18 protein-coding genes and 1 tRNA gene are annotated in these 24,540 nt (G+C 34.4%); 7 read left to right on the forward strand and 12 right to left on the reverse strand.

The window, feature by feature from the left end; translation table 11 throughout:
- Nucleotide 1: 1 nt before the first annotated feature.
- The 3 genes from AAGV33_RS04295 to AAGV33_RS04305 all read right to left on the reverse strand — a co-directional run bounded on the left by AAGV33_RS04295 (nucleotide 2) and on the right by AAGV33_RS04305 (nucleotide 5,164).
- Nucleotides 2-1,180, reverse strand: a complete 1,179-nt coding sequence (locus tag AAGV33_RS04295; protein WP_373390716.1) for a glucosidase family protein — start codon at nucleotides 1,178-1,180, stop codon at nucleotides 2-4.
- A 4-nt stretch (nucleotides 1,181-1,184) separates the two neighbouring features.
- Nucleotides 1,185-2,483, reverse strand: coding sequence for an MFS transporter (locus AAGV33_RS04300; RefSeq protein WP_373390717.1), 1,299 nt, complete (start codon nucleotides 2,481-2,483; stop codon nucleotides 1,185-1,187).
- Nucleotides 2,484-2,569: 86 nt separating this feature from the next.
- Entirely contained in the window at nucleotides 2,570-5,164 is a 2,595-nt protein-coding gene (locus tag AAGV33_RS04305; protein WP_373390718.1) for a TonB-dependent receptor domain-containing protein, read from the reverse strand.
- A gap of 184 nt (nucleotides 5,165-5,348) precedes the next feature.
- On the opposite strand from AAGV33_RS04305, the gene AAGV33_RS04310 reads away from it, so the two are divergent.
- On the forward strand, nucleotides 5,349-6,380 hold the full coding sequence (locus AAGV33_RS04310) for a LacI family DNA-binding transcriptional regulator (RefSeq protein ID WP_373390719.1): 1,032 nt from the start codon (nucleotides 5,349-5,351) through the stop codon (nucleotides 6,378-6,380).
- Between the two features lie 55 nt (nucleotides 6,381-6,435).
- On the opposite strand, the gene tsf is transcribed toward AAGV33_RS04310, so the two are convergent.
- The 4 genes from tsf to rplM form a co-directional block, all read right to left on the reverse strand.
- Nucleotides 6,436-7,398, reverse strand: coding sequence for a translation elongation factor Ts (gene tsf / locus AAGV33_RS04315; RefSeq protein ID WP_373390720.1), 963 nt, complete (start codon nucleotides 7,396-7,398; stop codon nucleotides 6,436-6,438).
- A 127-nt stretch (nucleotides 7,399-7,525) separates the two neighbouring features.
- The gene (gene rpsB, locus AAGV33_RS04320; RefSeq protein WP_373390721.1) at nucleotides 7,526-8,299 is read right to left on the reverse strand and encodes a 30S ribosomal protein S2; all 774 of its coding nucleotides are present in this window, start codon (nucleotides 8,297-8,299) and stop codon (nucleotides 7,526-7,528) included.
- Nucleotides 8,300-8,471: 172 nt separating this feature from the next.
- Nucleotides 8,472-8,858 (reverse strand): 30S ribosomal protein S9, encoded by a 387-nt coding sequence (gene rpsI, locus AAGV33_RS04325; RefSeq protein ID WP_024980376.1) that lies wholly within the window; start codon nucleotides 8,856-8,858, stop codon nucleotides 8,472-8,474.
- Complete coding sequence (gene rplM / locus AAGV33_RS04330) at nucleotides 8,858-9,313, reverse strand: 50S ribosomal protein L13 (protein ID WP_373390722.1); 456 nt, start codon at nucleotides 9,311-9,313, stop codon at nucleotides 8,858-8,860. Before rplM ends, rpsI begins: the two co-directional genes overlap by 1 nt.
- 350 nt (nucleotides 9,314-9,663) lie before the next feature.
- Between rplM and AAGV33_RS04335 the strand changes: the two genes are divergently transcribed.
- Nucleotides 9,664-10,713 (forward strand): LacI family DNA-binding transcriptional regulator, encoded by a 1,050-nt coding sequence (locus AAGV33_RS04335; RefSeq protein ID WP_373390723.1) that lies wholly within the window; start codon nucleotides 9,664-9,666, stop codon nucleotides 10,711-10,713.
- Between the two features lie 63 nt (nucleotides 10,714-10,776).
- Here AAGV33_RS04335 and polA read toward each other — a convergent pair whose 3' ends face one another.
- A complete protein-coding gene (gene polA / locus AAGV33_RS04340; protein WP_373390724.1) occupies nucleotides 10,777-13,620 on the reverse strand; it encodes a DNA polymerase I in 2,844 nt (947 codons plus the stop codon).
- 61 nt (nucleotides 13,621-13,681) lie between these two features.
- A complete protein-coding gene (locus AAGV33_RS04345; protein ID WP_373390725.1) occupies nucleotides 13,682-14,293 on the reverse strand; it encodes a hypothetical protein in 612 nt (203 codons plus the stop codon).
- Between the two features lie 325 nt (nucleotides 14,294-14,618).
- Here AAGV33_RS04345 and AAGV33_RS04350 point away from each other — a divergent pair, with 325 nt between their 5' ends.
- Together AAGV33_RS04350 and AAGV33_RS04355 are read left to right on the forward strand one after the other, a co-directional pair.
- Nucleotides 14,619-15,851, forward strand: a complete 1,233-nt coding sequence (locus tag AAGV33_RS04350; RefSeq protein WP_373390726.1) for a metallophosphoesterase — start codon at nucleotides 14,619-14,621, stop codon at nucleotides 15,849-15,851.
- A 75-nt stretch (nucleotides 15,852-15,926) separates the two neighbouring features.
- The gene (locus AAGV33_RS04355; RefSeq protein WP_373390727.1) at nucleotides 15,927-16,223 is read left to right on the forward strand and encodes a thioredoxin family protein; all 297 of its coding nucleotides are present in this window, start codon (nucleotides 15,927-15,929) and stop codon (nucleotides 16,221-16,223) included.
- A gap of 4 nt (nucleotides 16,224-16,227) precedes the next feature.
- Here AAGV33_RS04355 and AAGV33_RS04360 read toward each other — a convergent pair whose 3' ends face one another.
- Together AAGV33_RS04360 and AAGV33_RS04365 are read right to left on the reverse strand one after the other, a co-directional pair.
- Nucleotides 16,228-16,878, reverse strand: a complete 651-nt coding sequence (locus AAGV33_RS04360) for a polysaccharide deacetylase family protein (protein WP_373390728.1) — start codon at nucleotides 16,876-16,878, stop codon at nucleotides 16,228-16,230.
- Nucleotides 16,879-16,971: 93 nt separating this feature from the next.
- A complete protein-coding gene (locus AAGV33_RS04365) occupies nucleotides 16,972-20,250 on the reverse strand; it encodes a glycosyltransferase family 117 protein (protein WP_373390729.1) in 3,279 nt (1,092 codons plus the stop codon).
- A 216-nt stretch (nucleotides 20,251-20,466) separates the two neighbouring features.
- Between AAGV33_RS04365 and AAGV33_RS04370 the strand changes: the two genes are divergently transcribed.
- Together AAGV33_RS04370 and AAGV33_RS04375 are read left to right on the forward strand one after the other, a co-directional pair.
- Nucleotides 20,467-20,537: transfer RNA gene (locus tag AAGV33_RS04370), tRNA-Gln, on the forward strand.
- Nucleotides 20,538-20,727: 190 nt separating this feature from the next.
- Nucleotides 20,728-22,998, forward strand: a complete 2,271-nt coding sequence (locus tag AAGV33_RS04375; protein ID WP_373390730.1) for an acyl-CoA dehydrogenase family protein — start codon at nucleotides 20,728-20,730, stop codon at nucleotides 22,996-22,998.
- A 64-nt stretch (nucleotides 22,999-23,062) separates the two neighbouring features.
- Here AAGV33_RS04375 and AAGV33_RS04380 read toward each other — a convergent pair whose 3' ends face one another.
- Nucleotides 23,063-23,890, reverse strand: a complete 828-nt coding sequence (locus AAGV33_RS04380; protein ID WP_373390731.1) for a universal stress protein — start codon at nucleotides 23,888-23,890, stop codon at nucleotides 23,063-23,065.
- Nucleotides 23,891-24,064: 174 nt separating this feature from the next.
- On the opposite strand from AAGV33_RS04380, the gene rimP reads away from it, so the two are divergent.
- Complete coding sequence (rimP, locus tag AAGV33_RS04385; RefSeq protein WP_373390732.1) at nucleotides 24,065-24,529, forward strand: ribosome assembly cofactor RimP; 465 nt, start codon at nucleotides 24,065-24,067, stop codon at nucleotides 24,527-24,529.
- Nucleotides 24,530-24,540: the final 11 nt, after the last annotated feature.

Raw genomic sequence — 24,540 nt, forward strand, 5'->3', positions numbered from 1 at the left:
TTTAAATTAGTAATTTAAAATTAGTAGTAATGCTTTGGTTTAACAGAATTGTTGCTGCGGCACTCCAGGCACAAAAAGGAACTCCATTTGGTTTCTCCGTTTCCGTATTGAAATTTTCGTAAAAACTAAATGCTTCTTTTTGATTGGAAGTATTTATGGCATTTAGGAGGTCTTTGGCTTGCTCTTTTTGGTTTTTTGCAAGTAAGGCTAAACCATAAAAGCCATTCACCATAGGCCAGCTTCCTCCATTATGAAACTCATTTGGGTGGTTTCTAAATTCGTATTTGAAATTGTTTTTTAATAAGTTCCAGTCGGCATCTGTTTCTGTAATTGGTGGCCAGAAAGCGGGAATTAATTTTAAACCTTTTTTATTTCTAATTTTTTCAGCATGTTGAATTGTAGCTTGCTGAAAGGATTCAGAACCAATATTTAAAAGTAGAGCCAATGAATTTGCGAAAGCGTCAAATTGTAATTTATAGCCAGCTGGTGAAAAGGAGCAAGGCATAAAATTGTCGAATTCGATTTCATTATAGGTTCTTTCGTGGTATTTTTCACCTTTTGAATTAGGAGTGAAATTGAGTTCTATTTGTTCTTTTATCTTTTCGATTTTAATTGCAATAGCATCATCTTTAACAAAATGATTGTAACTGCGAAGTGCCCAAATGCGAAGCAATTGATCGTATAAAACATAGCCATCTGTAATGTATTCGTCAGCCCAATTTCCAGAAAGAGGGACATACATAAGATGATTGTTGTTGAATTCCCAAGCTTCCATCAGCGATAAGCATTTTTCAATATTTGGTTTGTGTTTTTCAACAAATGAAGGCTCTTTTTTGTAAAAAGCATATTGGCAAATTCCAATAATAAACCAGGTGATTGCATCAACTCTTCCTGCTAATCCGCCATAGCTGACTTTTGTTTCTAAATCATTTGTCATCACATTAGAAGGAATAGTTCCGTTGGAATGTTGATTTTTTGCTAAAGTTTCTAATGTTTTTTCGAAAGTGTCAATTAAATCTTTTTCTCCTGAAGCTAATGCTGACAATCCGCAAATTACACCATCGCGAGCCCAGACTCTTTTGTAGTTGGAGATGTTTTGTGCACTTGCTAAAAATCCTTCCGAAGATGACGATTTTTGAAGTAATTCAATTGCTTTTATGTATGTGATATCAGTATTCATAATACTAATTTGGTTTTTTTACTTTAATTAATAATGTACTTAGGGAGCCTAATAATAATAATGTTCCTGCAAAAGTTATTGCCAAGCGAGGATCGTTATTTAAGAAATTTTTCAAAACAAATCCAAAGGAAAGATTTTGGATAATCATTGGAATTACAATCATCATATTGATGATACCCATATAAACACCGTAACGTTCTTTAGGGATATTAGAAACAACCATGAGATAAGGAATCCCCATCATGCTTGCCCATGCAATTCCGTAGCCAATAATCACTGCAAAGAACAAATACTGATTTTGGATTATTGGAAAAAAGAAAAAAGAAATAGATCCCAATAAAAGACAAACAAAATGAACCATTTTAGGACTGTATTGTTTGGCTAATTTGGCTAAATAAAAAGCAACTGAAAAGGTAACTATAAAACCAAATGCACCTATCAAACCATTCCATTCGACTGCTTTTTCATAGCCTGTTTTATTAATTGGGGTAAGATTCCAAACGGATAAAGCAATACTTTTTGAGTTGTTTTGCCAAAAACACATTAACGCATACCACTGAAATAGATAAACTAAAAAGAGTTGCCACATTACTTTTGGCATTTCTAGAACAGCTTTATAGGTGTCTACAAATGGCGAAAAGATGTTTAATGGTTCTGACTTCATTTTTATTATCTCTTCTTCTGTTGGCGGGATTTCAGTTGTTTTTTTCATGCTCCACCAAATTGAGGATACAGAAAGCACTGCTCCAAGAAAGAAAGAGGCGTAAATCCAGTTGGGTAAATGTCCTGTATAGCCAACAAAAACAATTGGGAACAGAAACAAAGAAATATAAGATAAGAACTGACCAAAGCCAGTAAAAAAGCTTTGTGCCTGAAAACCTATGGGTTGCTGCTCTTCATTAAGTTTATCAGCAATAAAGGCACGATACGGTTCCATAGCTGTGTTGTTACCAATATCTAATATCCAAAGTAAACCTGCAGCCATCCATAGCGAACTACTAAACGGAAAAAGAAATAATGCAATGCTACAGATAATAGCACCTATAAAAAAATAAGGTTTTCTTCTTCCCCATCTTGGATGCCAGGTTTTATCGCTCATTGCTCCAATTATAGGCTGGATTAGTAATCCAGTTAATGGTCCTGCTAGATTTAATATCGGAATTTGATCTGGACTTGCGTTTAGAAAATCATAGATAGGATTTACGGCACTTTGTTGCAAACCAAAACTATATTGGATACCAAAAAAACCAACATTCATATTTATAATTTGCCAAAAACTAAGCTTAGGTTTTGAGAAAGTCATAATTGTATTTTTTAAATTTTAAAAATCAATTCCTGTACTATAAAAGTACAGGAATTGGTAACCAACAACATTTATGAACTTAATTATTAAAATTGGTATGCAAGAGTCATGGAAATTGATCTTCCTGGCATTGGTCTTGCTCTTACATAATTTACTGTATTTGCTGTAATGCTTCCTTCTTCAGCTTCTGTAATTGCTAACGTATTGAATAAGTTATTTCCAGATACATTTAGAGACAATCCTTTTGTGATTCCAACTTCAACAAATCCATTTACGATAACAAATCCGTCCATTACTAATTCATTAGAATCTTGAGTAAAGGCTTTAGTTTGACCAATGAAACTCAATCCTAAAGTGTTTTTGTTATTTAAAAATTTATAAGTTGGGATGAAATTATACATTAATTTAGGCTGTCTTCTTGGTTCGTTTCCATTGGTGCTGCCTGAAGTAATTTCGGCTTTTGTATAGGTTAAACCACCACGTACGTTTAAATCTTTATTTACATTATAAGCTGTTTCTAATTCTAATCCGTACGATCTGTAGTTGTTTTTAATGATGTTGTTTGAAGTAGCTTCAAAACCACCTTCTTCGTCTGTTTTAGAGTGGAAAACAGTAGCATATACATAACCAGCATTGAATTTTTGTTTGTAACCCAATTCTGCTTGCGTTAAAAAGTCAAGAGAATTGATTTTATCTCCATCAAGATAATCTAATCCTGAGAATAAAATTCGATCAGCTTTTGCCGAAGCACCTTTACTTAATCTGGCAAATACCGATTGTCTGCTAGTTAAAAGGTAGTTAGCGCCTATGGTATAAGACACATAGTCATAATCATAATTTACTGGAGTTTCAGCGGTTGTGTTTATAGCAAAAACATTTTGTTCTGGTACTGAAATTACGCCATCATTGTTAATGTCATATTCAGTTGATGTTCCTCCTGCAAATGATCCAGATACTTTTCCTTTATCATAACGTACTCCTCCTTCAAAAGAAAGGTTGTCAGTTGCATCTACAGAAATATTGATATATGGAGCAGAAGTGTTGTATTGTGTATCATAGTTTCTGGCTAGATTTCCCCAAGCTGGAGTGCCATAAGCATATAATCCATTTTCAGATAATAAATTTCCAGATACATTACTTACGTTTATTAACCTTGGATTGTTATCTGATACTTCTTGTAAGTATGAATTCCATAGCCAAGACATAGAAATGTTTTGAATTGATTTGAAATATCCTGCTGTAATTCCAATTTTATCGAATTTTTTTGTAATTCTTAAATCATTCATGAAGTTACTCATGTCATTCAATTGGGAGTCAAACATGTGTATTCTTGATACTAATCCGTTTGGATTATTAAAAGCAGCTCCATTGTCAGCATAACTTAATGTTGCTCCAGTTCCAAAAGAATTTGCAATAGAAGCTGCAGTTCCTACTTCGGCAGGGAATGGAGAGATGAAACCACCGCTATTAGCCGAATAGCGTCCGCTTTCAGTTATTTTCCATCCGTTTTCTAAATCAAATTTAGCATTAACACCAATTGATTTTGAGATAGGATTCATTCCATCTGCTACTTTTTGTCTTCTTAAAGAACCATCTGCTCCCAATCCTACATTGTGATTTAAGTAAATCGATTGTAAAGCACCATTTTTAGCATCAAAACCAGAAATACTTCCCCAGTTTGGATTGTCATTTGTTCCTGACACAGCAACTGGCATTGGCATATATGCTGCTGCTCTATCATTTAAAAATTTGGTATAAACTGTTACTGAACCATTTTCAAATTCTTTTGTGATGTTAAATTTAAATTGTCCACCATTATTAGATGTCAATCCTGTTTTTCTAATTCCTTCTCCGGCTCTGTAAAAACCACCTACATGAAAATAAAGGTCTTTGCCAATTTGTGTTCCGTAATCTAAATCTGTTCTAAAATTATTATAATCTAATCCAAAACTTGTACTAATATTTCCGCCTTCTGTTTTACCTGTTTTACTGATAAAATTGATAATTCCCCCAGGAGAATTCGAAGATAATGTTGATGCCGATCCACCACGAATCGCTTCGATTTTGGCTATATTTCCATCAAATCTTGTAAATATATCTGCTGTAGCAAATGCAATATCACCAAATAATAATACTGGGAGACCATCTTCTTGAATTTGTAAATATTTAGAACCACCAGAAGAAATAGGTACTCCACGTACTGAAATATTTGAATTTCCTTCCCCTCCAGAGGATTCTGAACGAATACCGGGTACGGTTCTAAATATCTCTGCAGTTGATCTTGGTGCCGATTGTGTAATTTGTTCGGTATCAAGTGAGGTGATAGAAACACTCGATTTAATTTTAGCTTTTGGATTTACAACACCTGTTACCACTACATCATCTAAGACATTTGCATCATCTGCTAATGAAATATTTTGAACTGTATTTCCATTTATTTTAACATTCATTTCTACCGTTTTGAATCCCATATAAGAAGCGATGATAACTACCGTTTCGTTTTTAAGATTAGTAAAAGTATATTTTCCATCAAAGTCTGTAGCAATTGCTTTTGGAGTGTTTTTGATAGTGATGTTAACTCCTGGAATAGGAGAGCCGCTTGCATCAGTTACAACTCCTGATAAAATTGAATTTTGAGAAAACGAGATGTTAACCAGCAATAATGCGATTAATAGCCCCATTTTTTTTAACAATGAATTCTCTGTTTTCATAGTTTTAATTTGTTTAGTTAGTAATTTATTTGGTTATTTTTTATCAAAACTATATTTTATTAGATTAAAAATAGATAAAATTTTAATCGAAAACGTTTTCGAAACACCGAAAACGTTTTCGATTTTACAAAGTTTTTTTACGATATTTGTTTTTATGAAAGAAGCCACCTTAAAAGAAATAGCAACTACTTTAGGTATATCGATTACCACTGTTTCAAAAGCTTTAAAAAATTATCCGGATGTTAGTGAAAAAACAAGGAAAGCTGTTGTGGCACTTGCTGAGGAATTGCATTATATGCCTAATAGCTTTGCTGTAAATTTAAGAACCAAAGAATCTAAAACTATTGGTCTTATTATTCCTGAAGTGGTACATCATTTTTTTTCTGGCGTTGTTAATGGAATTATTGCAGAGGCTGAGAAGCATGGCTATTTGGTAATTATTCTTCAGTCTAATGAATCCTTAGAATTAGAAAAAAAACAAGTAGCGCTGTTAATTAACAAAAGAGTAGATGGGATTATCATGTCACTGTCTAATGAGTCAAATAATGATGCTCATATCAAGGAAATTCTTCAAAAAGAAATACCTTTTGTGCAGTTTGATAAAATTTCGAAATTGATTCCTAGTTCAAAAGTTATTATTAATGATCAAAAAGCAGCCATGGAAGCGGTTCAGCATTTAATTGACATGGGTTGTAAAAAAATTGCTCATATTCGTGGTCTTGAAAATCCGCAAAATTCTATAGATCGTTTTCTGGGGTACAAAAAAGCTTTGGAAAAGAATGGAATTCCTTTTGATTCTAAATTGGTTTATTCTTGTAAAAGCATCACTTTTGAACAAGGAGTCGAATTTGCCAAACAAATTTTAGAAGAGGATAAGGGTATTGATGGTGTTTTTGTTATCACAGATTTGGTTGCAGTTGGTGTTTTGGCTTATTTTAATGAAAAAGGAGTTCAGGTGCCTAATCAAATTGCGGTAATTGGTTTTAGTAACTGGCTCGTGTCTCAGGTGATCACGCCAAAATTAAGTACTGTTGATCAACCGAGTTATGAAATGGGCGTTGCAGCATTTGCTTTATTGCTAGAAGAAATCCTTTGTCGAAAAGAAGGGAAGGTATTTGAACCTAAGATAATTGAATTAAAAACAGGAGTGATTGTGAGGGAGTCAACTATGAAAAATGGACAATAAAAAAAGCGATTTGAAATTTTCAAATCGCTTTTTAATTTATTAAAGAAGTTTAGAATTAACCTAAAGCAACTCTTTTGAAACCTGAAATTTCAACATTGAATCCTTTAACATAATCACCCACTTTTTTACTATCATCTTTGATGAAGTTTTGGTCTAGTAAAGCTTTTTCCTGATCTAAAGTAGTGTTGTCAGAAATGAAACGTTGTACTTTTCCTGGAATAATTTTGTCCCAAATTTGTTCTGGTTTCCCTTCAGCTTTTAATTCAGCTTTAGCATCTTCTTCAGCTTGTTTTAAAACTTCTGGAGTTAATTGAGAGTAAGAAATATATTTAGGAACATTTTTTAAAGTTTTTCCTAAACGTTTTGCTTCTTCATTATCTTTTTCGATTACAGCAATACGAGCAGCAAGTTCAGATTCAACGAAAGCAGGATCAAAATCTTTGTAAGATAATGTATCAGCTCCCATAGAAGCAACTTGCATAGAGATGTCTTTAGTTAAAACCTCACCATTAGCAATTGGAGCAGAAATAGCTGTTAATGCAGCAATTTTGTTCACGTGAACATAAGATCCAACGAAAGCGCCTTCTAAAATTTCAAAACCACCGATTTCGATTTTTTCACCAATAACACCAGTTTGCTCGATTAATTTTTCAGCAACAGTGATTCCGTTGAAATCTGAAGCTAAAAATTCTTCTTTAGAAGTGAAATTGATTGCTCTTTCAACTAATTCTTTAGCTAAAGTTACGAAAGTTTCATTCTTACCTACGAAATCTGTTTCACAGTTTAAAGTAATGATAGCTCCTTTAGTTTTGTCAGCATTAACAAAAGAAACAGCAGCTCCTTCAGAAGACTCACGGTCAGAACGGTTAGCAGCAACTTTTTGTCCTTTTTCTCTAAGGTTTTGTATAGCTTTATCGAAATCTCCGTCAGCTTCAACTAAAGCTTTTTTACAGTCCATCATTCCGGCACCTGTAGTTTGTCTTAATTTATTTACGTCTGCAGCAGTAATTGTTGCCATAATATATCTGTGTTTTAATGTTAAAAGTAAAAATTCCAATCTTCAAATCCCAAATCCCAACGTTATCAGATCGTTAAAAATCTAATTTTGGAATTTGGAATTTAAAATTTGGAATTTAAAAGTTTATTTATTCTTCAGTTGCTGGAGCGGCAGTTTCAGCTGCTACTGGAGCTTCTTCAGTAGTTGTTGCTTCAACAGTTTCTTTATCAGAACCTCTTTCAGAAAGTCCTTCGATAACTGCAGCAGTTACTAAAGATAAAATTTTATCGATTGATTTAGAAGCATCATCATTGGCTGGGATAACGTAATCTACTTCACGTGGATCAGAGTTAGTATCAACCATTGCGAAAACTGGAATGTTTAATTTTTGAGCTTCTTTTATTGCGATGTGCTCAGCTTTAATATCTACTACGAACAATGCAGCTGGAAGTCTAGACATATCAGCGATTGAACCTAAGTTTTTTTCTAATTTAGCACGAAGACGATCTACTTGTAAACGCTCTTTTTTAGATAACGTCATGAAAGTACCATCTTTCTTCATTTTATCAATAGAAGACATTTTTTTAACTGCTTTACGGATAGTAACAAAGTTTGTTAACATTCCACCAGGCCATCTTTCAGTGATGTAAGGCATGTTTGCAGCTGCTGCTTTTTCAGCAACGATATCTTTTGCTTGTTTTTTGGTAGCAACAAATAATATTTTTCTACCTGATGCAGCAATTTTTTTCAAAGCTTCGTTAGCTTCTTCAATTTTAGCTGCAGTTTTATATAGGTTGATAATGTGAATACCATTACGCTCCATATAAATGTAAGGAGCCATGTTTGGATCCCATTTTCTAGTCATGTGTCCAAAGTGAACACCTGCTTCTAGTAATTCTTTTACTTCTACTTTGTTTGACATTTTTTGTACTAGTTTACGTTCTGTTGAGTAAGCAATGCATAAATGGCGATTTCTCGGCTAAATGCATTTAGATGCTAAACTAATTTCTCACCTCAGTGAGACAACAACAACATTGTTTAAATTCAATAATAAATTCAATAAAGTCTTGCTCCTGTGAACAAGACAGGTAATATTAACGTTTAGAGAATTGGAATCTCTTACGAGCTTTCTTCTGACCGAATTTCTTACGCTCAACCATTCTTGGATCTCTTGTTAATAAACCTTCTGGTTTCAAAACACCTCTGTTTTCAGCATTTACTTCACACATTGCGCGAGCGATTGCCATTCTTACAGCTTCTGCCTGACCAGTTACACCACCTCCGTAAACATTTACTTTTACGTCAAAGTTAGATGCGTTTTCTGTCATAGACATTGGTTGCATTACTTTGTACTGTAAAGTAGCTGTAGGGAAATAAGTTGCAAATTCTTTTTTGTTTACAGTGATTACTCCTGTTCCTTCTGAAACATAAACACGTGCAACAGCGGTTTTTCTTCTACCGATTTTGTGAATAACTCCCATTACTTAAGATCGTTTAGGTTAACAGTTCTTGGTTTTTGGGCAGCTTGTTTGTGCTCAGAACCAACAACAACATTTAAATTTCTGAAAAGTTCAGCTCCTAATTTGTTCTTAGGCAACATTCCTTTTACTGCTTTTTCAACTAAAGCTGCAGGGTTTTTAGATTGCAATACTTTAGCAGTTAAAGTTCTTTGTCCTCCTGGATAACCTGTGTGACGCATGTAAATTTTCTCGTCCATTTTGTTACCTGTAAGGTTGATTTTCTCTGAGTTGATAACAATTACGTTATCTCCACAGTCCACGTGTGGGGTATAGCTTGGTTTGTACTTTCCTCTTAAAATCATAGCGACTTTAGAAGCAAGACGTCCTAAGTTATGACCCTCTGCATCTACAACGATCCACTCTTTAGTAGAGTTTGCCTTTGTAGTTGAAATTGTCTTGTAGCTTAATGCGTTCACAATAAAAATTTTTTAATTAAACATTCCATCCCCAATAAAGGGGTTGCAAAAGTACAATTAATTATTTTAAAACCAAATACCTTAAATGAATAATTTTTTCGGGTTTTTGTGCTGATAATCAATTGGATATTTATAGCGCTTTAAAGAGCTTCTTTTTTATAATTCCAGTTGGTGCTTTGGTCCTAAATTTATCTTACATTTGATTTGAAAAATAATTTGATTATCTTGCAATCTTGCGATGGAAACAAGGGAGATAATTGCTATTATCTTTTAGGTATAGTAAAGTGTGTTTTACAACATTTTGCCTTATCTCTATTAATAAACCACTAATACTAAGACACTAATTCATTATGAAAGTTAAAGCAACACTGAAGCAAATTGCCAAAGAATTGAATGTTTCTGTTTCTACAGTTTCTAAAGCGCTGAATGATAGTCCGGAGATTAGTAGTCAAACTAAGATTAAGATTAAAGAGTATGCTAAACTCAAAAATTACAAACCCAATATCATTGGTTTAAATTTAAAAAACAGAAAGACAAAAACCATAGGAGTCATTATTCCGAATATTTTGAATTCTTTTTTTGCCAAAGTTTTTAGCGGAATCGAAAAAGTTGCCGATGAAAAAGGATATAACGTAATTACCTGTATTTCGAATGAATCCATTGTTAAAGAAATTAATACTCTGGAAATGTTGAGCAATGGAACTACTGATGGTTTTATCTTATCGGTTTCGCAGGAAGCTCAAAAACTCCAAGATTACTCTCATTTTATTGATATTATTAATGAAGGAACGCCTATCGTCATGTTTGATCGCATTGCTGATGAAGTGGAATGTGATAAAGTAGTGGTGGACGATTACGATTCGGCATTAAATGTTACCCAACGATTAATTGATACAGGTTGTAAAAACATTGCGTTGATTTCATCGGTAGATGATTTAAGTGTGGGAAAACTAAGAACCGAAGGCTATTTGAAAGCCTTGGCGGATAATGGAATTTCAGTAAATGAAAATATTATTCTTCGCACCAGTTCTGAAGATGATATGAAGAAAAAAATCGAAGCTGTTTTCGAAAATAATACCATCGATGGTGTTTTTGCTTTAGACGAACGTGATTCGGTTGCCGCATTGAAAGTCGGAATTAAAAAAGGTTATAAAATTCCTGAAGAGTTATCTATCATTGGTTTTGCTGACGGAATTTTAGCTTCCAGACGATTAACACCAAGTTTAAGTACAGTAAGTCAACATGGAGTAGAAATTGGGGAAGTAGCTGCCAAATTGCTAATTCAGCGTTTAGAAGCCGATGAAGAAAATGAATTACCTTATCAAACGGTGGTTATCAAAACCAATCTAAAAGAAAGAGAATCTTCCAGAACCAAAAAAAAATCCATTTCTAAAAAGTAAAGAGATGGATTTTTTTGTTTTGACTAGTTACATTTGACAACTTTTTAAAAGTTGTCAAATGTGTCAATGTGCTTCTAGCCAGTTTCTTCCCATTCCTAAATCGACTACTAAAGGCACTTCTAGTTTAAAAGCATTTTCCATTTCGGCTTTAATCATGGGTTGGATTTTTTCTAATTCCGAATTGTGAACGTCAAACACAAGCTCATCATGTACTTGCAATAACATTTTCGATTTCCAGTTTTCGGAAATCAATTTATTATGAATGTTAATCATTGCAATTTTGATAATGTCAGCCGCCGAACCCTGAATAGGAGCGTTAACTGCATTACGTTCAGCACCACCGCGAACAATAGCGTTTTGTGAATTGATATCTTTTAAATACCTGCGACGACCTGAAACCGTTTGCACATAACCATGATCTCGGGCAAAATCAATTTGCTCGCCGATATACGATTTCAACCTTGGATACGATTTGTAATAAGCTTCAATCAGTTCAGCACTTTCTGAGCGGGAAAGATTGGTTTGATTCGAAAGCCCAAATGCCGAAACCCCATAGATAATTCCGAAGTTTACGGTTTTTGCATGACTACGTTGTTCGCGAGTCACTTCTTCCAGCGGCACATTAAAAACCTTAGAAGCAGTCGATCTGTGGATGTCTTCATTATTTTGGAAAGCCTTAATCATGTTTTCTTCGCCACTTAAAGCTGCAATTACACGCAATTCTATTTGAGAATAATCGGCAGAAACTAGAGTGTAATTTTCATCACGAGCAATAAATGCTTTACGAATCAATCGCCCTCTTTCGGTACGAATAGGGATGTTTTGCAAGTTCGGATTATTCGAACTCAAACGTCCTGTTGCAGCTACGGTTTGCATATAATCAGTATGAACGCGTCCCGTTTTTGCATCGACTTGGTTTGGTAAAGCATCAATATAGGTGCTTTGTAATTTCACCATTTGGCGCCATTCCAGAATATCGCGTACAATTTCGTGTTCGTTAGCCAGGTAACTTAACACTTCTTCGCCAGTGGCGTATTGTCCTGTCTTGGTTTTCTTCTGTTTGGCACCGCCAATTTTCATTTTGTCAAATAAAATATCGCCGAGCTGTTTTGGCGAAGCCAAATTGAATTTTTCGCCAGCAGTTTCATATATTTTTTGTTCCAGCGCCTTGCTTTCGAGCGCCATTTCTACTGACATGCTTTTCAAAAATGGAACATCTAAGTTGATTCCTTCTGTTTCCATCGCTGCAAGAACAGGAACAAGTGGAATCTCGATTTCGTCAAATAGTTTTTGAGTGGCTGTTTTTTCTAATTCTACAGCAAATAATTCTTTTAATTGAAAGGTAACGTCGGCATCTTCAGCAGCATATTCTTTAATGTCTTCCAATGCTACGTCGCGCATTGATTTCTGATTTTTTCCTTTCTTTCCAATTAAGTCTTCAATAGATTTTGGCGAGTATTTTAAATAAGTCTCTGATAAAATATCCATATTATGACGCATATCAGGATTAATCAAATAATGCGCAATCATGGTGTCGAATAATTTTCCAGCTACGCGAATGCCATAATTCGATAATATTTTTAAGTCGTATTTAATGTTTTGACCAATTTTTTCAATAGCTACATTTTCGAAAAACGGAACGAATTTTTCTGCCAAAGCTTGAGCTTCGTCTTGGTTTTCCGGAAACGGAACGTAAAAGGCTTTTCCTTTTTCGTAAGAAAATGAAATTCCCACTAATTCTGCATGCAAAGCATCCAGTCCAGTGGTTTCGGTATCAAAGCAAACCGAAGTTTGTTTTTGTAAGTTTTGCAATAGCAATTTAATTCCTAAATCGCCTTGAATAATTTGGTACGAATGTGGCGTGTTTTCCAGCGTGCTGTAAAATTGCAAGTGCGATACTTCGTTTTCATGAGTAGGCAGTGTACTTGAAAAAAGGTCGAATTGCTCTTGGTTTTTCGCTTGCGGTTTTTTGTACAGTTTAGCATCGTCCACAGGAGCTTGTTCATTACTGAAAGCTTGTGATGGACTTTTAAAAATGGCATCAAACTGTTCTGCCATTCTTCTAAACTCCAATTCGTTAAATAAAGCATCTGTTTTTTCTACATTAGGAGTCGAAAGCTCATAGTCTTCTTCATTGAAAACAACTGGACAATCTAACAGAATAGTAGCTAGTTTTTTCGACAACAATCCCAGTTCGGCATTGGCTTCAATTTTAGTTTTTATTGCGCCTTTAAGTTGGTGCGTATTAGCCAATAAGTTTTCGATTGTACCGTATTCAGCCAGGAATTTTTTAGCTGTTTTTTCTCCTACACCGGGTAATCCAGGAATATTATCGGCAGAATCGCCCATCATTCCCAGGTAGTCAATTACTTGCTCCGGTCTTTCGATTTCAAATCTTTCTAATACTTCAGGAATTCCCCAAATCTCAATTCCGTTGCCCATACGAGCGGGTTTGTACATAAAGATATTTTCCGAAACCAATTGGGCAAAATCCTTGTCAGGCGTAACCATATAGACTTTGTAGTTTTGTTTTTCGGCTTGTTTGGCAATCGTTCCTATCAAATCATCGGCTTCATAGCCTGCCACTTCAATAATTGGAATGTGCATGGCGTTCAATAAGGCTTGAATGTAAGGAACGGCAATCTTGATGGCTTCGGGTGTCGCATCACGATTGGCTTTGTATTCAGGAAACCATTCGTTGCGTAAATCGCTGCCGCCTTTGTCAAAAGCTACCGCCAGATGGTCTGGCTTTTCACGCTTAATTACATCCATCAACGAATTCATAAATCCCATAATGGCTGATGTATCCATACCCTTAGAGTTGATTCTTGGATTTTTAATAAAGGCATAATAGCCTCTAAAAATTAAAGCATAGGCATCTAGTAGAAAAAGACGTTTTTGTGACATTGAAGTGTAAATTGAATTTAAAATGTAAAAATATAGAATTCAATTTACTTTATGATTATTTCTAATTGCTTTGTTGATTTCTGTCCTGTTTTAGGTTTGCTATTTTCTTTTTATTGTAGTGATAGTTGATTGAATCGAGTTTGTCAAATAATTGATTTATATGATGGATTTTTTCTAAGTCTTCATTAAGGCCAAATAAGCCTTTTGTCTTTTTGAAAAAAAAGTCAAAGTAATCTTGATTATGAGTAGCTTTGTTATCTACTAAATAATATGATCCTATTATGTTTATACTCGGATATTTTTGAGTTATATGGATAATTTGTATAAATGATAGATGTTCTATTTGCCATTCATAGAAGTTGATAGTTTCGTTGTTAAGTGGTTTTATTTGCTCTTTTAATGTAGATTTTAGTTCGATGAAATGCTGATTTTCAATTTCGATAGTGCTACAGTTTCTGTAAAATTCATCTTTATGTATCGAAACACTTTCATCTATGTCAAGTCTTAATAATTGATAATAGCAATTAGGAACATTCATTATCTTGTTATTCTCTTGGTTGATTAGTTGTCTTTCTCCTTCAGGAATTTTTATTATTTCTACGATTGTGCCACTTGTTAAATGATTGTTTCTGAACTTGTAATTCACGAAGTCTCCTTCTTTTAATTTTTGCATAATTTGTTGGTTTTTAAATGTTTTGCAAATTTATTCCAATATATGGAGATTTACAAAAGTGTGACAACAGTTGTTACTAGTGACAAAATTTGTAACGGAGGAATAGTTTTTTTCTTCTAAATAATTTGATTTCTCCATTTCTATAGAGTAATATGAAGTAACTATTTCCATATATTCAGTAGAGAAAGGTAGCGAAGAGTAGATGAGGAAGTTATTACGTTTTTATCGTTCTGCTCCTAAAAATCAAGCTTATCAAGTTAAAGTTTGTTTAAGATTTTCTAAAATAAGAGTCAGATGTTGTTATTTTGTGTAAAAATGTATTAAGATGGGGTTTAGGTTGTTGTTTTTTATAGTGTTTCTTTTGGTGGTGGAACTCTATGCTTTTCAGGCTTTTAAAACAGTTCTAAAAGACAAATGGTTTTTAGTAGCATACGGTGTGCTGAGCTTGGCTATTTTGGTTTATATTGTTTACGGCTTTTTTAGTTTTGACCGTTCGGTGGGGCAAACGCGAGGGATGATGTTTACAATGGGCTTGATGCTGGTGGTGTATGTTCCTAAAATTATCTTGGGAATTGTCTTGTTGTGCGAAGATATTTTTAGAGTGATAATGGGCTCCGTGAATTATTTTGTAGAATACGATAACGAAGGTTTTTTAGGTTCGAGACGAAAATTTGTAAGTCAACTGGGTCTAGGCTTGGCTGCGATTCCGTTTTTGTCTTTGCTTTATGGAGTAACCATTGGGAAATACAATTATAAAGTAATCAAACAGCGTATCTTTTTTCCTGATTTGCCAGAGGCTTTTGATGGTTTTACGATTACTCAAATTTCAGATGTACATTCGGGGAGTTTTGACAACCCGGATAAAATAAATTATGCTATTGATTTGATTAATGAGCAAAATTCGGATATGATTTTGTTTACAGGTGATATTGTGAATACGCACGCCAATGAAATGCATCCGTGGATTGAAACTTTTAAGCGAATTAAAGAGCATAAATACGGTAAATATTCGGTTTTAGGGAATCATGATTATGGTGAATATGTAAACTGGCCAACGGAAGCGGAGAAAGAACAAAACTTTAAGGAAATTAAAGAGTTGTACGGACAAATTGATTTTAAGTTGATGTTGAACGAACATCAGTTTTTAGAAAAAGGAAACGATAAAATAGCCTTAGTAGGTGTTGAAAACTGGGGAAATAATTTTAAGAAAGCTGGAGATTTGAAAAAAGCTTCGGAAGCATTAGAAGATAAAGATTTTAAAATATTGATGAGTCACGATCCGAGTCATTGGGATCTTGAGATAAAAGAGCACGAGAAGAATTTTCATTTAACCTTTTCGGGACATACGCACGGAATGCAGTTTGGAATTGAAATTCCGGGTTATTTTAAATGGAGTTTGGCACAATATGTCTATGCACAATGGGCAGGATTGTATGAACATTTAGGGCGTTATGTGTATGTAAATAGAGGTTTTGGCTTTCATGCTTACCCTGGTAGAGTAGGAATTATGCCTGAAATTACAGTTATCGAACTAAAAAGAGGAGATAAAGTAACATAATTCGTTAAAAATGCTACATTTGTATGTGAAGAAACTTTATTTTTCTTAGATTTAAAAAAATTAATTCTTGGTTTTATGTCAAAATTTGGAGAACTTATAAGTGCACATGTACCTGTGTTAATTGATTTCTACACAGATTGGAATGAATCTTCGGTTGCTATGCATGATGTTATTAGAGATGTTGCTGCTGCTTTAGGCGATAAAGCAAAGGTGATAAAGATTGATGTGGATAAAAATCAAGAACTAGCCGAAGCTTTAAGAATTAAAGGATTGCCTACTTTGATGGTTTACAAAGAAGGTCAGATGGTGTGGAGACAATCAGGAGAATTAGATGCTAATTCGCTTATTACTATTGTGCAAGAACAACTTTAATTCATTACTTTATTGTTTTGAAAGAAAAGTGGTTTTCAGCTAAATGTTGAAGCACTTTAGGTAACGCATATTCTAGATTTTTAAACGCTTTTAGACTGTCGTGAAATACGATAATACTTCCTGATTGCGTATTGGAAAGTACATTATTCAAACATTCTTCTTTAGTAATGCTTTGGTCAAAATCAGCGCTAAGCACATCCCACATAATTATTTTATAGCCTTGTTGTCTGAGTTTTTTAGCTTGGGCGGCTTTTATTTTGCCATACGGTGGACGGAAGGTTTTAGACTGCAGAATTGAGATTTCAGATTTCAGATTTGAAATAGTGGTTTCACAGGTCTCAATGTTTTCCAGGTATTCATTAGTAATGGTTTTCCATCCATTCAAATGATTTTGGGTGTGATTGCCTATGCCGTGTCCTTTTTTAATTACTTCATTAAAGATTTCAGGATGTTGTTCTATGTTTTTGCCAATGCAAAAAAAAGTAGCTTTGGCGTTGTATTGTTCTAATTGATTTAAAACCCATTGTGTTATTTCGGGTGTTGGTCCGTCATCAAAAGTAAGATAGATTTTGTTGTCATTATTAGGAATATCCCAAACGTAATTCGGAAATAGTTTTTTGATGATGCGGTGTGTTTTGACCCAATAGGCTTTCATTTGAAAATCATTTGAAATTAAAGATAAAAAAAATGTAGCAATCTTTTTTGATGGGATTGCTACATTTTTTATGAAATCAATGTTTATACTTTACTATTCTTTGTCACGTTCAAAACGTGCGAAAATATCAATATAGGTATTGAAAGTGCCTCTGTGTTTTTGATAGAAAGCATTGTCACTGTTTGCCTTCATCACTTCTAATAATGCTCTGTAACGTTCAATATCAGTTACAATGTCTATTACAACATACGATTGTTCATCGGCGCTCATTTTGCTGTAATAATTCAGGTTTTCTTGGTACTTAACTATTAATTTGTCCAAAAGTTCATGAGCTTTACCTGCTTCGCCTACTTTGTAATAACCATGTGCAAACGGTTCAAGTAAAGAGTAATAACCAAACTTGTCAACTGGCATTTTTTCCATTGCCAAATTGATCACTTTCTTCGCTTTTTCTATTTTTCCTTCTGCAATTAATTGATTCATCAATCGGGAAAGATTGGTTCTGTAGGTAATACTCTCACGACGCGTTTCTGGATCGTGGTAGATGTCTCCATCACTATTGCCCCAATCCCATTTCATGATAATGTTGTACATTTTTTCAGAATCAATTTGTCCCATTTCCATTGGATTTCCATCTTTAGGAATAGTAGTTCTAATAGGAACTAATTTGTAAACCATACCGTCTAGTTGAAGATAATCCTTCATCCATAAGTATTCTTCATCGTCGAATGCTCCACCACTGAAGTAGATTGGTCGTTTCCAGTTGTTATTGGCAACCAAATCCAACATCATTAAACGGTTTTTGTATAAGGCATTTCCTTTGATGTCAATATCGATGTAAGGGACAATAGAATCATAATCTTTTTCAGCAACAATTTTGTTTTTGATGATGGTGTTTTTGTCAACTGGGATTCTAACCTGATTTGTTGGAAAGAAATGAATGGTTTGTCCATTTTGCATTTCAACAGTTGATTTTGGGTTTTTGATAAAATCCATAAGACTTTTTACACTCCAACGGCTTTTTGTCTTTGGAATACTGACCACATAATCCAGTTTGTCACCCACATATTGATCGTGTGTAAACGAAATAGGTAATGGGTCTGATTCGTAAGTTTTGGTTTTCATTTGGTCAATGTACCAATCCGTCATGAAAAGACTCGTATTTACGATTTTTATATCGGTTCTAATGCCTTCAATTTCTTGTGCATACCAAAGCGGGAAGGTGTCGTTATCTCCAATGGTGAATAAAATACCATTAGGGTCACAAGAATTCAAATAGGCTTTTGCCATAGCTAAGGCAGTATATTTTCCAGAACGATCGTGGTCATCCCAGTTTTGCGAAGCCATTAAAACAGGTGCGCTCAATAATGTAGCTGCAATAATTACTGGACCAGCAATTCTTGGAGACAAATATTTTTTGGCACTTTCATACAAGGAATAAACTCCTAATCCAATCCAAATGGCAAATACATAAAATGAACCCACTAAGGCATAATCTCTTTCTCTAGGCTCGAAAGGTCTTTCGTTGAGGTATATTTTTAATGCTATTCCAGTAAAAAGAAATAAAACTAATAATACATAAAAGCTTTTTAAGTTTTTGCTTGCATGGTACATCAATCCAATAAGTCCTAAAACAAAAGGGATAAAATAATACACATTACGGCCTTTGTTGTTTAAGGCGTCACTAGGCAAATCTTCTTGTGAACCTAAATGGATGTTATCAATAAATGAAATTCCGCTTAACCAGTTTCCGTCCTGATCGCCGTACCTTCCTTGGTTGTCGCTCTGACGTCCCACAAAATTCCACATTAAATACCTCCAGTACATGTAACCAAACTGGTATTCTACCATAAAACTAAGGTTGTCTACAGTAGTCGGTTTTTCAATGATTAGGTAATCGCCGTAGCTTCTTAAGAATTTTACATAGCCTTCGTTGTCAATTTGTTTTTGAGCATAAGCTTTTCTGAATTCGCCAATGGTTTTTTCAACCTCGTTTCTTAATTGTGCTGTTGCTCTATTGTAATCTTCTTCAGATAATTGACTAGCATCAATTCCGTATTTAGCCAAATCATTCTCATAAGGATAATTAGGGTTGATTGTAAATTGAGGCGGATTGGTAAAATTGATATAATTAGCAATATGATCTGTACTCCACATTCTAGGCAAGAATGTTTTTTGAGCATCATCACTGTTTTGTTCAGCGTTTTTGTAGTTGTTTACAATAACATATTTCCCTGTTTTGTAATCTCTCTCGTAGTTAGGCGCTTTGTCACGATAAGGTGTTTTTGGGTCTAATCCAGCAAAAGTTTCTGTGTATTGCGGACCGTAAAACAACGGATTAGAGCCGTATTGTTCTCTGTTGTAATAAGCCAAAACCTCACGGGCATCCGATGGTCTGTTTTCGTTTATAATTACATTGGCATTGGCACGAATAGGTAACATTAACCAGGTTGAGAATCCAATTAATATAAACAAGACGCAAAGAATAAGCGTGTTGTAAGTAACTAATCCTTTTTCTTTAGTGTATTTTAATCCAAAGTAGAAAGCGGCTATTAAGGCTAATGCAGCTAAAATAGTTCCTGAATCAAATGGCATTCCGAGGCTGTTTACGGTAAAAACTTCTGTTTTTGCGAAAAACGCCATCGTTAAAGGAAGCAATAATTTAAAAATAAATAATAAAACCGACACCACAACTACATTGGCAATAATGAAATTTTTAATGGTTACCGTTTTATAATTTTTAAAATAATATAAAAATCCGATTGCAGGAATGGTTAACAATGCCATAAAGTGAACTCCAAATGATAGACCAGTTACCAAAGAAATGATTAACAGCCATTTGTTTCCTCTTGGTTTGTCCATGTCTTGTTCCCAGCGTAATCCAAGCCAGAAAAGCAATGCAATAAGCAAGGATGCCATAGCATAAACTTCGGCTTCCACAGCGTTGTACCAAAAACTATCCGAAAAAGTATAAGCTAAAGCGCCTACAAACGAACTTCCTAAAATAACAATATCATTGCTTTTGTTTGCTTCTTCTGAACTATTGACAATTTTTCTCAAAATTATAGTAGAAGACCAAAACATAAATAGAATAGTAAAGGCACTCGAAAAAACGGAAGTCATATTAACCATTAAAGCAATATGTTCTACACTAGTGGCAAACATGGCAAAAAAAGCACCAATCATTTGAAACAAAGGAGCTCCAGGTGGATGGCCTACTTCTAATTTAGCTGCTGTGGCAATGTATTCTCCACAATCCCAAAAACTCATTGTGGGCTCAACAGTAAGAGAATAGGTTATTAATGCGATTCCAAATGCAATCCATCCTAGAATAGTATTCCATTTTTTGAAATTGAAAGACTCCTTATTCATGTAGTAAATTTTAGTTAATTTTTCGAGTTACAAAGAAAATGTTTTTTTATTTAAGGATATAGCCATTAACAAAATTTTCTACAAAACTATTGTCTTTTTTAAGGTGTTGATTATGAGGTGGGTTTTTCTTTTTTGAAACTTTTTTTGAAAAAATATATAAAAAAGTTTGTGTAAACTGAAAAAGCTTGTAAATTTGCACTCGCAATAAAGCACTGCTGGTCTATGGTGTAATGGTAACACAACTGTTTTTGGTGCAGTCTTTCAAGGTTCGAGTCCTTGTAGACCAACTAGCAAATTAAAAGAACCCCGTAAACGTTAAGTTTACGGGGTTTTGTTTTTTGTGGCGTAGTGAAATGCGTAGGAATAAATTTTTCTCCATTCTAAAATTACCAGAATCTTAACATCAATTATAAATCATAATCTGTATTTTCATAATCTGTTATAAAAATGGATTTCTAAATTGAAATATACTTGTTTATGAAAAACACCAAATTACAAGCTTTCATTCCGCTGTTCTATATTGTGTGGTCAGATGATTTATTGACTAAAAAAGAGTTTGCTACCTTACAAAGTTTTATTGATTCGCAAGATTGGCTTTCGGCAGAAGAGAAAGAATTTTTATTTTCGAAAATAACAATTACTAATCCGCCGTCTCGTCAGGATATTACCAACTGGAAAAATAAAATTGAACAAAGCATTCAGGAACATCCTGCTTTAAAATCTATTTTTGAAATTGCGATGGCGCTTTCTGAAAACGATGCTGTAATTCAGAGTATGGAAATTGCTTTTGTAAAACTCGAAAATGATTTAGGGATTCTGGGTGAAGAAGCTGTTAGTAATTTCAAAACCAAAGCAAAATCCCATACCGTCAATTCGCATACAGAAACTAGCTTTGATGTTCAAAAAATTACAGCCATTTTAGATGGAGAACAAGCGCCTATTATCAATAAAGTAAAATCGGTTATTTCGAGACCTGAATTTGAATACGAAACTTCAACTGATATAAGTGTTTATCGCCAAAAAGTATTGGAGTGGTGTAAAATTCTAGCCGATGAAAACCTCGGGAATATGGCTTATCCCAAAAAATATGGCGGCGGCGAAAACATAGCTGATTATTTTTCGATTATGGAAACTTTGAGTTATCATGATTTGAGTTTGGTGATTAAATTTGGAGTGCAATTTGGACTTTGGGGAATGAGCATTCAGTCATTAGGAACCGAAAAACATTATGCTAAATATCTAAAAGACATTGGTACGCTAAAATTGCCAGGTTGTTTTGCTATGACCGAAACGCATCACGGTTCGAATGTAAAAGGATTAGAAACAACGGCTACTTACAATCACGAAAGCCAAACTTTTACGATTCATACGCCGCACGAAAAAGCGCAAAAAGAATATATTGGAAATGCAGCGGTTCATGGGCAAATGGCAACTGTTTTTGCGAAACTCATTATTGCCGGACAGGATCATGGCGTGAATGCTTTTGTGGTGCCTTTGCGTGATGAAAATGGCGTGGTTTTAAAAGGAATTATCATAGGGGATTGCGGTCATAAAATGGGATTGAATGGAGTGGATAATGGTACAATTCGTTTTGATCAAGTGGTGATTCCAAAAGAAAATATGCTGGATCGTTTTGCATCAGTAAATGATAAAGGGAAATTTGAAAGCCCGATTCCGAGTGATAACCGACGCTTTTTTACGATGTTGGGAACTTTGGTTGGAGGTCGAATTGGAATTCCGCGTTCGGCTTTGGCTGCTGCCAAAAGCGGATTGACAATTGCTATAAAATACAGTGACCAACGCAAGCAATTTGGTCCCGAAGGTGGTGCGGAAGTTCCGATTTTGAATTACCGAATGCACCAGCGCAGGTTGTTGATTCCGCTGGCTAAAACTTATGCCATACATTTTGCTTTGCAATACCTCACACAGCGTTTTATTGATAAATCGGAAACTGAAATGCAAGAGATTGAAGCTTTGGCTGCAGGATTGAAATCGTATTCAACCTGGAGTACAACGGCAATTTTGCAGGAATGCCGCGAAGCCTGTGGAGGAAAAGGGTATTTGTCTGAAAACAGAATTGATGCTTTGAAAAATGATACCGAAATTTATACCACTTTTGAAGGAGATAATACCGTATTGATGCAATTAGTAGCTAAAAATCGTTTGGCGGAGTTTAGAAAATCCTTTGGTGAAATGGGTTCTTTTGGGATTATCAATTATGTGTATGAAAATGCCAAATCAGCCATTGCTGAGAAAAATCCGTTAGTGATTCGGAAAACAGATGAAGAACATTTATTGGATAGTGAATTTCATTTGCAAGCTTTTCAACATCGGGAAAAAACCATTTTGGCTTCGGCCGCTAAGCGTATCAAAAAATTAATTGATAATGGTTTAGAAGTATATGATGCTTTTAATGTGGTGCAGCACCAAATGATAGATGTGGCAGAAGCCTATTTAGATCGAGTGGTTTTGGAACAATTCCAAATTGCTATTGCAGCTGTTGAAGATGAAAAAAGTAAGGCTATTTTAACGAAATTGAATCAATTGTTTGCACTTTCACAAATAGAAAAAAACAAAGCCTGGTATTTAGAAGACGGTTATATGGAACCGGTAAAAACGAAAGCGATTCGTAAAATAGTTAATCAGCTTTGTTGGGATGTTCGTCCGGATGCAGTTGCCTTGGTGAATGCTTTTGCGATTCCAGATTCTTGTCTTGCGGCACCAATTGTTGTTGGGTATGATAAGTGATATAGTTCTTAAGCAAAAAAAAAGCTCTAAATATTTTAATTGAAATATTTAGAGCTTTTTTTGTTTAAATTTTATATACAATAAGTGGTTTTGAGGCGTGATTGGCTAAATCTTCGCTGATACTTCCAGTGAAAAAGTGCGAAAGTCCCGTTCGACCATGTGTGCAAAGACTTATTAAGTCGGCATTAATGTGGTTTGAAAAATTAATTATTCCTTTTTCTACATTGGTATCGTTGTAAATGTGTGTAGAATAGTTTTTTATGTCAAAATTACTAATAAATTCCTGTACTATTTTTTTAGTCAAAGCTGTGGTTTTAAAGCTGTTCGGTGTGCAGATAGTTACTAAATGAAGATGTGCATTGAAAGCATATACTAGGTCAAGAAGTTTACCGAACGATTTTTTTATTTCTTCAGAGAAATCGGAAGCAAAAACAATGTTTTTTGGGTTAAATTCAGTAATTTCTTCTTTGATAATCAATACAGGAGCATTGGATAAGCGAACTACTTTTTCGGTGTTAGAACCAAGGATGATTTCTTCAATTCCTGAAGTGCCATTGGAACCCATTAATATTAAATCAATATTATTTTCTTTGCTGTAGGAAATGATGGCTTGTGATGCTTTCTCAATTTTGATGGAGTCAATCACAGTAAGGTCTTTAAGGAAACTTTTCTCTTTTATAAAACGCATGGTTTCCTTTGCTTTTTGAATAAAAAACACCACTTCGGGTATAGGAGTAGCTCCGGTAATGGCATCATTCATCTGGCTGGGAATTTCTAAAATGTGCAATAAATGGATTTCCGAATTGTTATTTCTGGCTATTTGAGCGGCAACTTTTAATGCGTTTTCGGCCTGAATTGAAAAATCGGTAGGGACTAATATTTTTTTCATCATTTTTAAGATTTGAGAGTAGTTTAGAATTGTATTTTGCTCTAGTAATAAAGGTAAGGAATAATTTTACAGCAATCAATTATTTTTGGATTATAAAAATAAACACTATATTTGTGCCGTTATTTATTAAAATCTAGATAATGAGGGGACTAAATGTCCCCTCTTTTTATAAAAAATATGACATTTAAAGAAAAAGTAAATACATTATTGCAGGAAGCTCTTGAAGAAAGGCCTTCACTTTTTTTGATTGATTTGACTATTACTGATGCGTTTAAGGTAATTGTAACCTTAGATGATGACAATGGAGTGGTTTTACAGGATTGCATTGATGTAAGTCGTGCAGTAGAAAGCAATTTAGACAGAGAAGAGCAGGATTTTTCACTAGAAGTGGCTTCGGTAGGAGTGGGTTCTCCGCTAAAATTGGTTCGTCAATACAAAAAAAATATTGGTAGAACTTTGATTGTGACCACAAATACTGAAAAAATTGAAGCTGAATTAGTTGATGCTAATGAAGATTTCATAATTTTGTCTTGGAAAGCAAGAGAGCCTAAAAAAATAGGAAAAGGAAAAGAAACAGTACAGAAAGAACAACAAATCCCTTATACAGAAATCAAAGAGGCGGTTGTTACAGTAACATTTTAATTTAAAGAATT

It is taken from the genome of Flavobacterium magnesitis (assembly GCF_041729735.1).
Classification (GTDB): Bacteria; Bacteroidota; Bacteroidia; order Flavobacteriales; family Flavobacteriaceae; genus Flavobacterium; species Flavobacterium magnesitis.

Excerpts from the sequence above, each read along its gene's own strand:
- AAGV33_RS04350 (WP_373390726.1), top strand. The coding sequence starts at position 14,619 with ATGGGGTTTAGGTTGTTGTTTTTTATAGTGTTTCTTTTGGTGGTGGAA.
- tsf (WP_373390720.1), bottom strand. The coding sequence starts at position 7,398 with ATGGCAACAATTACTGCTGCAGACGTAAATAAATTAAGACAAACTACA.
- AAGV33_RS04375 (WP_373390730.1), top strand. The coding sequence starts at position 20,728 with ATGAAAAACACCAAATTACAAGCTTTCATTCCGCTGTTCTATATTGTG.
- rpsB (WP_373390721.1), bottom strand. The coding sequence starts at position 8,299 with ATGTCAAACAAAGTAGAAGTAAAAGAATTACTAGAAGCAGGTGTTCAC.
- AAGV33_RS04305 (WP_373390718.1), bottom strand. The coding sequence starts at position 5,164 with ATGGGGCTATTAATCGCATTATTGCTGGTTAACATCTCGTTTTCTCAA.
- AAGV33_RS04380 (WP_373390731.1), bottom strand. The coding sequence starts at position 23,890 with ATGATGAAAAAAATATTAGTCCCTACCGATTTTTCAATTCAGGCCGAA.
- AAGV33_RS04355 (WP_373390727.1), top strand. The coding sequence starts at position 15,927 with ATGTCAAAATTTGGAGAACTTATAAGTGCACATGTACCTGTGTTAATT.
- AAGV33_RS04365 (WP_373390729.1), bottom strand. The coding sequence starts at position 20,250 with ATGAATAAGGAGTCTTTCAATTTCAAAAAATGGAATACTATTCTAGGA.
- AAGV33_RS04335 (WP_373390723.1), top strand. The coding sequence starts at position 9,664 with ATGAAAGTTAAAGCAACACTGAAGCAAATTGCCAAAGAATTGAATGTT.
- AAGV33_RS04345 (WP_373390725.1), bottom strand. The coding sequence starts at position 14,293 with ATGCAAAAATTAAAAGAAGGAGACTTCGTGAATTACAAGTTCAGAAAC.
- polA (WP_373390724.1), bottom strand. The coding sequence starts at position 13,620 with ATGTCACAAAAACGTCTTTTTCTACTAGATGCCTATGCTTTAATTTTT.
- AAGV33_RS04310 (WP_373390719.1), top strand. The coding sequence starts at position 5,349 with ATGAAAGAAGCCACCTTAAAAGAAATAGCAACTACTTTAGGTATATCG.
- AAGV33_RS04295 (WP_373390716.1), bottom strand. The coding sequence starts at position 1,180 with ATGAATACTGATATCACATACATAAAAGCAATTGAATTACTTCAAAAA.
- rimP (WP_373390732.1), top strand. The coding sequence starts at position 24,065 with ATGACATTTAAAGAAAAAGTAAATACATTATTGCAGGAAGCTCTTGAA.
- AAGV33_RS04360 (WP_373390728.1), bottom strand. The coding sequence starts at position 16,878 with ATGAAAGCCTATTGGGTCAAAACACACCGCATCATCAAAAAACTATTT.
- AAGV33_RS04300 (WP_373390717.1), bottom strand. The coding sequence starts at position 2,483 with ATGACTTTCTCAAAACCTAAGCTTAGTTTTTGGCAAATTATAAATATG.
- rpsI (WP_024980376.1), bottom strand. The coding sequence starts at position 8,858 with ATGGGAGTTATTCACAAAATCGGTAGAAGAAAAACCGCTGTTGCACGT.